The organism is Xanthobacter sp. DMC12 (genome assembly GCF_056314105.1).
The window spans coordinates 75,472-85,905 of record NZ_JBQUYZ010000003.1 but is presented as its reverse complement, the minus strand read 5'-3'; the positions used below and the strand labels follow the sequence as shown (position 1 = coordinate 85,905).

General features: G+C 65.1%; 9 protein-coding genes. 6 read left to right on the top strand and 3 right to left on the bottom strand.

The window, feature by feature from the left end:
• Nucleotides 1-264: 264 nt before the first annotated feature.
• Nucleotides 265-1,680: an alanine/glycine:cation symporter family protein gene (locus tag ACT535_RS13540; protein WP_476364783.1), complete on the top strand. Its 1,416-nt coding sequence runs from the start codon at nucleotides 265-267 to the stop codon at nucleotides 1,678-1,680.
• Between the two features lie 90 nt (nucleotides 1,681-1,770).
• On the opposite strand, the gene ACT535_RS13535 is transcribed toward ACT535_RS13540, so the two are convergent.
• Nucleotides 1,771-2,229, bottom strand: a complete 459-nt coding sequence (locus ACT535_RS13535; RefSeq protein ID WP_168459242.1) for a GatB/YqeY domain-containing protein — start codon at nucleotides 2,227-2,229, stop codon at nucleotides 1,771-1,773.
• A gap of 137 nt (nucleotides 2,230-2,366) precedes the next feature.
• Between ACT535_RS13535 and carA the strand changes: the two genes are divergently transcribed.
• The gene (carA, locus tag ACT535_RS13530; RefSeq protein ID WP_476327861.1) at nucleotides 2,367-3,572 is read left to right on the top strand and encodes a glutamine-hydrolyzing carbamoyl-phosphate synthase small subunit; all 1,206 of its coding nucleotides are present in this window, start codon (nucleotides 2,367-2,369) and stop codon (nucleotides 3,570-3,572) included.
• 79 nt (nucleotides 3,573-3,651) lie between these two features.
• Here carA and ACT535_RS13525 read toward each other — a convergent pair whose 3' ends face one another.
• A complete protein-coding gene (locus ACT535_RS13525; RefSeq protein WP_168458880.1) occupies nucleotides 3,652-4,341 on the bottom strand; it encodes a GntR family transcriptional regulator in 690 nt (229 codons plus the stop codon).
• A 298-nt stretch (nucleotides 4,342-4,639) separates the two neighbouring features.
• Between ACT535_RS13525 and ACT535_RS13520 the strand changes: the two genes are divergently transcribed.
• The 4 genes from ACT535_RS13520 to oxlT (ACT535_RS13505) all read left to right on the top strand — a co-directional run bounded on the left by ACT535_RS13520 (nucleotide 4,640) and on the right by oxlT (ACT535_RS13505) (nucleotide 9,960).
• A complete protein-coding gene (locus tag ACT535_RS13520) occupies nucleotides 4,640-5,110 on the top strand; it encodes a CBS domain-containing protein (RefSeq protein ID WP_476364782.1) in 471 nt (156 codons plus the stop codon).
• 247 nt (nucleotides 5,111-5,357) lie between these two features.
• On the top strand, nucleotides 5,358-6,587 hold the full coding sequence (frc, locus tag ACT535_RS13515; protein ID WP_168458879.1) for a formyl-CoA transferase: 1,230 nt from the start codon (nucleotides 5,358-5,360) through the stop codon (nucleotides 6,585-6,587).
• Nucleotides 6,588-6,699: 112 nt separating this feature from the next.
• Nucleotides 6,700-7,995, top strand: a complete 1,296-nt coding sequence (gene oxlT / locus ACT535_RS13510) for an oxalate/formate MFS antiporter (protein ID WP_476364781.1) — start codon at nucleotides 6,700-6,702, stop codon at nucleotides 7,993-7,995.
• A gap of 657 nt (nucleotides 7,996-8,652) precedes the next feature.
• A complete protein-coding gene (gene oxlT / locus ACT535_RS13505) occupies nucleotides 8,653-9,960 on the top strand; it encodes an oxalate/formate MFS antiporter (protein ID WP_476364780.1) in 1,308 nt (435 codons plus the stop codon).
• A 75-nt stretch (nucleotides 9,961-10,035) separates the two neighbouring features.
• Here the strand turns inward: oxlT (ACT535_RS13505) and ACT535_RS13500 are convergent, their stop codons facing one another.
• Nucleotides 10,036-10,290, bottom strand: a complete 255-nt coding sequence (locus ACT535_RS13500) for a hypothetical protein (protein WP_476364779.1) — start codon at nucleotides 10,288-10,290, stop codon at nucleotides 10,036-10,038.
• Nucleotides 10,291-10,434: the final 144 nt, after the last annotated feature.

Sequence of the window (10,434 nt, the reverse complement as noted above, 5' to 3'; positions counted from 1 at the left end):
AAAGTGCCCGCGCAGCGGGGCAAAGCTTGAGAGCGCTGGGGTTCGGCAGCGCCTTCGGCGGGCCCTCGCGCTGGGCCCGGCTCGCATTCCACTGTCGCTGCATGCGTCCGGGGCGCGAGAGCGGTCCGCCCCCGCAATCCCCTCTATCCACACCCTCCCGCCGTCGCCGAAATGTGTCCGGAAAGTGGCGCGACCGGTGCCGGAAGGGATGGACCGCCAAGGTCACGCTGATAAGCTTGGCCATTCAGCGGGGGGCTGGCTGACATGGATGCGGTGATCGATTTCCTCAACACCATCTTCTGGGGCTACATCCTGATCTACGGGCTGCTGGCGGTGGGCGTGTATTTCACGCTGCGGCTCGGCTTCGTGCAGATCGTCCATTTCCCCGAGATGCTGCGCTCGGTGCTGCGCTCCAACGACACCGACAAGTCGGGCATCACCCCGTTCCAGGCCCTGTGTACCTCGCTCGCCTCGCGCGTCGGCACCGGCAACATCGCCGGCGTCGCGGTGGCGCTGACCCTCGGCGGGCCGGGGGCCATCTTCTGGATGTGGGTGGTGGCGGCGCTGGGCATGGCCACCGCCTTCGCCGAGAGCACGCTCGCCCAGCTCTACAAGGTGAAGGACGACGAGGGCCGCTATCGCGGGGGCCCGGCCTTCTACATCGCCCATGGCCTCAAGGCCTCGTGGGCGGGCGGGCTGTTCTCGGTCTGCCTCATCCCGTCGTTCGGGCTGGTGTTCAACGCGGTGCAGGCCAATTCCATCGCCGATGCCGTGCAGGGCGCCTTCGGCGTGCCCAAGCTCGGCACCGGGCTGGTGATCGCCGTGCTCTCGGGCGTCATTATCTTCGGCGGCATCGCCGCCATCGCCCGCACTGCCGAGCTGGTGGTGCCCTTCATGGCCCTCGCCTATGTGGCCCTCGCCGTCTATGCGCTCGCCACCCACATCACTTTGGTGCCGAGCGTCCTCGCCCATATCGTCGGCAGCGCCTTCGGCGTCGGCGCGGCGGCGGGCGGCGTCGCCGGCTCGGTGGCGGCGGCCATGATGAACGGGGTGAAGCGCGGCCTGTTCTCCAACGAGGCGGGCATGGGCAGCGCCCCCAATATCGCGGCCGTGGCGACGCCCGATCCCCACCACCCGGTGAGCCAGGGCTTCGTGCAGTCGCTGGGCGTGTTCATCGACACCATCGTGATCTGCACCGCCACCGCGCTGCTCATCCTCCTGTCGGAGGTGGAGCCCTCGGCCCAGCTCACCGGAACCCAGCTCACCCAGGCCGCGCTGCAGGTCCATGTGGGCGATCTCGGGCGCTACTTCATCGCCATCGCCATCTTCTTCTTCGCGTTCACCTCCATCATCGGCAACTATTCCTATGCCGAGAATGCACTGGTCTTCCTCGGGCACGGCCATGTCTCGGGCGTCATCATCCTGCGCCTTGCGTTGCTGGCCATGGTTGTGTGGGGATCGCTGCAGAGCGTCGCCACCGTGTTCAACGCGGCGGACGCCTCCATGGGGCTGATGGCCTCCATCAACCTCGTCGCCATCGTCCTGCTCTCGGGCACGGTGGTGCGGTTGACGAAGGACTATCTTACGCAGCGGAAGTCGGGGAAGGAGCCGGTGTTCGTCGCCGACGAGATGGCCGACCTGCCCCCCGGAGTCGACCGGCAGATCTGGAGCCGGAAATGAGAAAAGGGGCGGAGGCGGGACCGGCATCTGCCGAACGTCACCGATTCCGCCCCTGAACCTCACCCGGAAACGTGGTGTGAACCGGCCCGGTCAGGCCGCCGTCAGCGCTTCCTTGACCCAGCCGGACGCCTTGCCGAAATCCAGGGCGCCGGCGTGGCGCTCCTTCAGGACGGCCATGGTGCGGCCCATGTCCTTGATGCCCTTGGCGTCGATCTCGGCGATCACCGCGGCGATGGCGGCGCGCGTGTCGGCCTCGGAAAGCTGTTTGGGCAGAAAGGCCTGGATGTAGGTAATTTCCTCGCGCTCCTGCGCGGCAAGCTCCGGGCGGCCGCCCTCGTCATAGATCTTGGCGCTCTCTTCCCGCTGCTTCACCATCTTGGCGAGCAGGGCGCGCAATTCGTCGTCATTGAGCGGGTCCTTGCCATGTCCCCGCTGCTCGATATCCCGGTCCTTGAGCGCCGCATTGATGAGGCGGAGCGTCCCGGTTCTCTTTTTATCCTGGGCCTTTAGCGCCTCTTTCAGAGCCGCGTTGATGTCGTCGCGAAGCACGATCGTCCGTCCTGTGTTGGGTGGCGCCAGTTCCGGCAGCAGGTTCGCGCGGCCATCCGGCCGGCGGCGCTGGGGGCGCACAAATTCCTGCGAGAGGCGCTGGAAACGCGGCGCGCGAGCCTCTATCTAGGCGATCCATGACCAGCGAACAAGACCACGCCCCCAACGCCACCGAGGGCTGGGCCGAGCCCCGGCCCACCGCCCTGCTCGTGCTCGCCGACGGTACGGTGCTCGAAGGCTTCGGCATCGGCGCCACCGGCCATCTCGCCGGCGAAGTGTGCTTCAACACCGCCATCACCGGCTATGAGGAAATCCTAACGGATCCCTCCTACGCCGGGCAGATCATCACCTTCACCTTCCCGCATATCGGCAATGTCGGCACCAACGAGGAGGACATCGAGACGGTGTCCATGGCCTCGGCCTCCGGCGTGCGCGGGGTGGTGCTGCGCACCGCGGTGACGGACCCGTCCAACTATCGCGCCACGCGTCATTTCGACGACTGGCTGAAGGCCCGCGGCATCCCGGGAATCACCGGCATCGACACCCGCGCCCTCACCGCCCTCATCCGTGAGGCGGGCATGCCCAATGCGGTCATCGCTCATGCCCCCGATGGCGTGTTCGACATCGAGGCGCTGAAGGCGGAAGCCCGCGCCTGGCCCGGCCTCGTCGGCATGGACCTCGTGCCCGGCGTGACCTCTGCGCAGCGGTTCGGCTGGGACGAGACCACCTGGGACGCCGAGACCGGCTACGGCCGGCAGGAGGCCCCGCGCCACCATGTGGTCGCCATCGACTACGGCGTGAAGCGCAACATCCTGCGCCTGCTCGCCCGCGCCGGCTGCAAGGTCACCGTGGTGCCCGCCACAACCTCGGCCGAGGACATCCTCGCGCTCCAGCCGGACGGCGTGTTCCTCTCCAACGGCCCCGGCGATCCGGCGGCCACGGGGGAATATGCGGTGCCTGTGATCCAGAAGGTGATCGAGAAGGGCGTGCCCACCTTCGGCATCTGCCTCGGCCACCAGATGATCGGCCTCGCCGTCGGCGGCCGCACGGTGAAGATGCATCAGGGCCATCACGGCGCGAACCACCCGGTGAAGGACCTCACCACCGGCAAGGTGGAAATCACCTCCATGAACCATGGCTTCGCCGTTGATCGTGACAGCCTGCCGACGAACGCGGTGGAGACCCACGTCTCCCTGTTCGACGGCTCCAATGCCGGCATCGCGCTGGCCGACAAGCCGGTGTTCTCGGTGCAGTACCACCCCGAGGCGAGCCCCGGCCCGCAGGACAGCCACTACCTGTTCGACCGCTTCGTCACGATGATCGAGAAGCACAAGGCGGCCTGAGCCGTTTGCGCGCGAAAATAGGAAGGGCCGGCACGCGGGTGCCGGCCCTTTTCTTTTGTCGGTTCGTGCAAGGAGAAGGCTAGTTCAGGAACTCGCCATGCTCCGCCACGTGCTTGGCGAGGCCGAGGGTGTGTTCGCGGACGAGGCGCTCGGCGAGGTCCGGGTCGCGCTTCTCGATGGCCTCGACGATGTGGGTGTGGTCGACGATGGACCGCTGGGCCCGGTGCGCCTGGCCGATGGTGACCTTCCGGACGCCGCGCATGTGGGGAAACAGGTTTTCCGTCGTCTCCGCGATCAGGGCGCAGCCGGACATGCGGATGATGAGCTTGTGGAAGGCGAGGTTGGCTTCCGAATATTCGGAGACGAACTCCTCCGGGTTCCGGTTTGCGAAGGCGCGGACGTTCTCACGCAACTGGCGAATCTCGGCCTCGGTAGCGCGCTCGCAGGCGAGCCGCGCCGCCATGCTCTCCAGCGCCGCCCAGACGGTAATCATCTCGATGATTTCCTGCTTGGTCTTGCGCACCACGAAGATGCCCCGGCGCGGCACGGAGCGCACGAAGCCCTCCTGCTCAAGAAGGGTCATCGCCTCGCGGATGGGTGTGCGCGACACCCCGAGCTTCTCCGAAAGCTGGCGCTCCTCAAGGCGGATTTCCTCGGGGTGGCTGTAGATGTCCATCTCCATGATGGCCGCCTTCAGCGCCTTGTAGGCCTTCATCCGGAAGCTCGATTCCGTCTCGATCGGCTTCACGTTGATATCCTGGTACGTCATCGCACCCCTTCGCCTTAGGCTTGCGGCGTTCCGGCGGGCCTGAAGTGATTCCCGTCTTGCGCACCAAATACATCATATCACATGCGAGGAAGAGCGCGCTGGCAAGCGATGCCGCAGCCTCTCCCTAGTCTTTCGGCAACGCAGCATCTTCTGCGCAGATGCGGGACGCTTCTTGCGTTGACAGGATGTATTTTGAATACCACGATGATCGGGGGGAGATGGGCGAACAATGCCCCACCCTGCCGGACGGCGCTTCGCCGTGGCATTGGGCGAGCATTCGCCAGGGGAGGACACGCCAATGATTACCGTGGACGATATCCTGCGGGAAAAACGTGACACCCGCATCATCACCCTGCGCATGCACGAGACGGTGGCCGACGCCGTGCTCGTGATGAAGCGGGAGAACATTTCCTCCGTCATCGTCAAGGATGTCTGCCGCACCGAGGGCAACACGGTGGTGGGGGTCTTCTCCGAGCGGGACGTGACCCGCGCGGTTCTGGAGCATGGCGCCAATACGCCGAAGGTGGTGCTGGCCTCGCTGCTCAAGCGAGAGGTCATCTCCTGCACTCTTGAAGACACCATAGAGGCGGTGCTTCGGCTGATGGTGGAGCATCAGGTGCGTCATCTGCCGGTGATTGAGAGCTACGCCCTGGTCGGCGTCATCAGCGCGACCGACCTCATGCGGCATTACCTTAAGGAATCCGAGGCCCAGCCGGCACTTGAGGCCGTTTCGGGCGGTATCGAAGCCGGCCTCGCCGCCCTGCGCTGAGGCGCTGGCAGCCATCGGGGCCGCCTGTATCCCGCTGCGGCCCCGACGTTTTTTCCGACTTTGGTCTAAGAATGACTCAAAACCCGTTTGCGAATGGGCGAACGCAGTGTTACAGTTCTGTATCTGGCATACGTAATTCAAAACTTGAAATGCCAGGGAATGTTCCCTCCGATCGTATCTCTGGGGGCACGTCCAAGCCGGCGCAGACCGGCACCGAAACAGGGCAGGAATTTCCGGGAGTGGGTGCATGGGCAAGGCGCTTGACGGCGTGCGCGTCCTGGACATGACGCACGTTCAGTCCGGCCCCTCGGCGACGCAGCTTCTTGCGTGGCTGGGCGCGGATGTCATCAAGGTGGAAATGCCGCGGCGTGGGGACATCACCCGGTCGCAGCTGAGGGACAAGTCCAACGTGGACAGTCTCTATTTCACCATGCTCAACGCCAACAAGAAGAGCGTCACTCTCAACATCAAGACCCCCGCCGGCCAGGAGGCATTGAACCGCCTCGTGGAAACCTGCGATGTGCTGGTCGAGAATTTCGGCCCCGGCGTGCTCGACCGTCAGGGCTTCGGCTATGAGCAGGTGCGCGTCCGCAACCCGCGGCTGATCTATGCCTCCATCCGCGGCTTCGCCGAAGCCTCGGGCGTTGACGCCAAGGCCTACGAGACCATTGCCCAGGCGATGGGCGGGGCTATGAGCACGACCGGCTGGCGTTCCGGACCGCCGACGGCCTCCAGCGCCCAGATTGGCGACACCGGCACCGGCATCCATTGCGTCGCCGGCATCCTCGCAGCTCTGTTCCAGCGCACCGTGACGGGCGAGGGCCAGAAGGTGGACGTGGCCATGCAGGACTGCGTGGTCAACCTGCTCCGGGTGAAGCTGCGCGACCAGCAGCGCCTCGACGCGGGCGCGCTCGGTGAATATCCCGGCGCCCCGTCCGGCGAATGCGTGCCGCGGGCCGGGAACTGCTCCGGCGGCGGCCAGCCCGGCGCGGCCCTGCGCTGCGCTCCCGGCGGCGAGAACGATTATTGCTACGTCATCATCCAGCCCCAGGGCTGGGCGCCGCTGATGCGCCTCGTGGGCCGCAAGGACCTGATCGACGATCCCAAATTCGCCTCCCACGAGGCCCGCGCCCAACGGCTGGATCAGTGCTTCGAGATCATCGAGCGCTGGACCGCCCGCCGCACCAAGTTTGAGGTGATGGAGGCGCTCAACGCCATCGACGTGCCCTGCGGCCCGGTGCTCTCGACCAAGGACATCATGGAGGATCGCGCGCTCTACGATCGCGGCTTCCTCGTCGAGGTGCCGCACCCCGAGCGTGGAACCTATGTGACGGTCGGCTCGCCCATCAGCCTGTCCGCCAATCACGTGCCAGTGGAGCGCGCGCCGCTCCTCGGCGAGCATACCGAGGAGGTCCTCGCGAGCGTGGGCTTCTCGGCCGAAGAGATCGCCGGCATGCGTGCCGCCGGTGCTGTCTGACGGGGAGGGAACGAACCGTCCGAAAAACGAAACGCCGCGCCACGAGGGACAAGAAGAGGGTGGGGCGGTCAATCAGATCAAAAATATAAAAATGGTCTAAGGGGTAGGAAAAATGAGCGAAATGGCAGTGAAGGCGCCAGCGACAAATCGCTGGCTCCAGTTGGTCGCCGGCGTCGTTTGCATGGTGGCCGCAGCAAACATCCAGTATTCGTGGACGCTGTTTGTCCCCGAGATCGTTTCGGCGCACGGCTGGACCCGCGCATCCGTCCAGGTGGCCTTCACCGTGTTCGTCGTGGTGCAGACCTGGCTCACGCCCATCGAGGGCTACTTCATCGACAAGTACGGCCCGCGCGTGATGGTGCTGGTCGGCGGCTTCTTCACCGGCCTCAGCTGGGTGATGAACTCCTATGCCGGTTCGCTCACAGCCCTCTACGTGGCGGCGGCCATCGGCGGCATCGGCGTCGGCTGCGTCTACGCCACCTGCGTGAATGCCGCGCTGAAGTGGTTCCCGGATCGCCGTGGTCTTGCGGTCGGCCTCACGGCCGCCGGCTATGGCTCGGGCACGGTGCTGACCATTCTGCCCATCGCCGCGATGATCAAGTCGAGCGGCTACCAGGAAACCTTCTTCACCTTCGGCCTCGTGCAGGGCGCGGTCATCATGCTTGCCGCCGGCTTCCTTCGGGCGCCGGGCAAGAGCGAGGTGACGTTCTCCTCGACGGTGGCCCAGTCCCGGCGGGACTACACCCTCGGTGAAGCCCTGCGCACCCCGGTCTTCTACGTGATGCTGACCATGTTCGTCCTCACCGTCTCGGGCGGCCTGATGGCGGTGGCGCAGCTGGGCGTGATCGCCGAAGACCTTGGCGTCAAGCACATCGACGTGAACCTGTACTTCTTCACCATGGCCGCGCTGCCGTTCGCCCTGATGCTGGACCGCATCCTGAACGGCTTCTCGCGTCCCTTCTTCGGCTGGATCTCCGACCATATCGGCCGTGAGAAGACCATGTTCTTCGCCTTCGCCATGGAAGGTATCGGCATCGTGGCGCTGGGAACGTTCGGGACAAATCCTTGGGCGTTTGTGATCCTGTCCGGCGTCGTCTTCCTGGCCTGGGGTGAAGTCTACTCCCTGTTCTCGGCCACGGCGGCAGATACCTTCGGTTCCAAGCACATCGGCAAGATCTACGGCATGCTCTACACCGCGAAGGGCTTCGCCGCCCTGCTGGTGCCGCTGGCCAACCTGCTGATGGAAGCGACCGGCAGCTGGAGCACGGTGCTCTACACGGTCGCCGCCATGGACCTGACCGCCGCCTTCGCCGCCCTGTTCGTCCTGCGGCCCATGCTCGCCCGCCATCACCGGCTCAATGCCGAGGCGGCTGCGGCGGCAACGGCCACGCGCCAGGCGACGGCGTAAGTCTCCCAATCCGGGCGGTAAAGAGCCGCCCGGATTGACTCTGTCGCGCGCCGCCTGGATGGCGCTGGTGTTCGGGAAAGGGGCGAGGCCCCTCCCAGAAACGCCACACCTCGATCCGCGCGGCCTGCTCGCGCGCCAACGAGTCCCTCCACCGCCATCTGGCGGTCCCTCAAGCCCCGGCTTCGGCCGGGGCTTTTTTCGTTTGAGGCGCAGATGGCAGGGCCGAATTGGTGCCGGTGATGGCGAATCTGGTCCCGCCCAGGGGATCGCCTTGCTTAAATGGCGGGGCTTGGCTGGGCCCTCGCATCAATGTAGAAAAGGAAAATGATTCGGCTCATGTTCGTATGTCTCAAAGTAGACGAGAAGATGAGTACGTCGCCCTCTTCTGCATTGGATTGCTGAGATCGCAATGTGGAACTTGGGAGGCCCCCCTTTTCGCGGGCGGGTTCTGGTGCCGGCTTGGCAAAATAGCCCTTTAACGTCTGGTTTTCATGGGAAAGTAACAGTTACATAGCCGTAACGGCATTCTGTATACCAGATTCCTTCCTCATCTTCCGTCGTGGTTCGCGAACGGGTCGATGAATGACCCGAACAAGAATGGCGACCGTCACGGGCCGTTCATCGCACTCGATGATCCCCAGTGAGAAAGGGAAGGAAATGGCTCAGAACTCCGCAGCGCCTGTCGGCGGCCCGATTGGAGGGCGTTGGCTGCAACTGCTCATCGGCGTCATCTGCATGTCGATGATCGCCAATCTTCAGTATGGGTGGACGCTGTTCGTCGAGCCCATGAATGAGAAGCACCAGTGGGGCCGCGCCTCCATCCAGGTCGCTTTCACCATCTTCGTGCTGTTCGAAACTTGGCTGGTCCCCGTTGAGGGCTGGTTCGTGGACAAGTTCGGCCCGCGGATCGTCGTGTTCATCGGCGGTATCCTGTGCGCCCTGTCCTGGTTCCTGAATTCGCGGGCCGACAGCCTCGCCATGCTCTATGTCTCGGCGGCCCTCGGTGGCACCGGCGCGGGCGCGGTCTATGGTACCTGCGTCGGCTCCGCGCTGAAGTGGTTCCCCGATCGCCGCGGTCTCGCCGCGGGCATCACCGCTGCGGGCTTCGGCGCCGGCTCCGCCCTCACGATCGTGCCCATCGCGGCCATGATCAAGTCGCAGGGCTACGAGCACACCTTCCTGTTCTTCGGTCTGATGCAGGGCGCCGTCGTGATGGTGCTCTCCCTGCTGCTGCAGGCGCCGAAGGAAGGCCAGCTTCCCCCGGTCAAGGCATCCGCTACCCAGAGCCGTCGCAATTACGGCCCAGGCGAGATGGTGAAGGCCCCGGTGTTCTGGGTGATGTACCTGATGTTCGTGCTGGTGGCGGCTGGTGGCCTCATGGCGACCGCGCAGCTCGGCTCTATCGCCAAGGACTTCAAGATCGCCGACGTGCCGGTCTCCATCCTCGGCCTGACGATGCCGGCGCTGACCTTCGCGCTGTCCATCGACCGCGTGCTGAACGGCCTGACCCGTCCCTTCTTCGGCTGGGTGTCGGACAACATCGGCCGTGAGAACACCATGTTCATCGCCTTCGGTCTCGAAGCGGTGGGTGTGCTGGCCCTGGCGCACTTCGGCTCCAACCCGGTGCTGTTCGTGCTGCTGACCGGCCTCGTGTTCTTCGCCTGGGGTGAGATCTACTCGCTCTTCCCCGCCACTTGCGGCGACACCTTCGGCGGCAAGTTCGCCACCACCAATGCCGGCCTTCTCTACACCGCCAAGGGCACGGCCTCTCTGGTGGTGCCGATGGCCTCGGTGGCTGTTGCGAGCCTCGGCAACTGGGACCTGGTGTTCATGATTACCGCTGCGGTCAATGCGATCGCCGCCCTCATGGCCATCTTCGTCCTGAAGCCGATGCGCAGCCGCTTCGTCGCCGGCGCCGCCGCCGAGGCTGCTGCCCAGCCGGCGAGCGCCAAGGTCACCGGCTGAGGCTCGGCCTCAAACTTTCGGCCCACCTACCCCGGGCCCAACTGAGGGAGCGGCTTGCCGCTCCCTTCTTTTTGTTCAGTTGCCGCGCGGGGCCGAAGCTGTGAAGGGACCCGCATGGACCATGACGAGGTTCGAGGCGGTGCCCTTGGAGTCCGCGGAGGGGGCAACGCGGGCAAAGCGAGGCTCGGGCGTCTGCAGCAGGACATCCTCAATCGGAATGCCAGGGCCGCCGGCAACCGTCATGTACGGCTTCTGGGCCGTGAGGCCGTTCGCGGCGAAGGTGAGGACGATCCCGAAAAGGCCGAAAGCCGTAAGCTCAAGCGCGTTCATAACTCTCTCCCGGCATGATGCCGAAGGGATGCGGCGCGTTTCGTCGGGCTCGATCCAATTCGCCCGACGCCTCCGCGTCCCGGTACGCTCACCTTGTACCGCGCTTGTCCAAGCTCGTGGTATACAAAATACGCAGAGGCGGAC

Bases quoted from the DNA above. Each gene is read 5' to 3' on its own strand.
- carA (WP_476327861.1), top strand. From the start codon at position 2,367: ATGACCAGCGAACAAGACCACGCCCCCAACGCCACCGAGGGCTGGGCC.
- frc (WP_168458879.1), top strand. From the start codon at position 5,358: ATGGGCAAGGCGCTTGACGGCGTGCGCGTCCTGGACATGACGCACGTT.
- ACT535_RS13500 (WP_476364779.1), bottom strand. From the start codon at position 10,290: ATGAACGCGCTTGAGCTTACGGCTTTCGGCCTTTTCGGGATCGTCCTC.
- ACT535_RS13520 (WP_476364782.1), top strand. From the start codon at position 4,640: ATGATTACCGTGGACGATATCCTGCGGGAAAAACGTGACACCCGCATC.
- ACT535_RS13540 (WP_476364783.1), top strand. From the start codon at position 265: ATGGATGCGGTGATCGATTTCCTCAACACCATCTTCTGGGGCTACATC.
- oxlT (WP_476364780.1), top strand. From the start codon at position 8,653: ATGGCTCAGAACTCCGCAGCGCCTGTCGGCGGCCCGATTGGAGGGCGT.
- ACT535_RS13525 (WP_168458880.1), bottom strand. From the start codon at position 4,341: ATGACGTACCAGGATATCAACGTGAAGCCGATCGAGACGGAATCGAGC.
- oxlT (WP_476364781.1), top strand. From the start codon at position 6,700: ATGAGCGAAATGGCAGTGAAGGCGCCAGCGACAAATCGCTGGCTCCAG.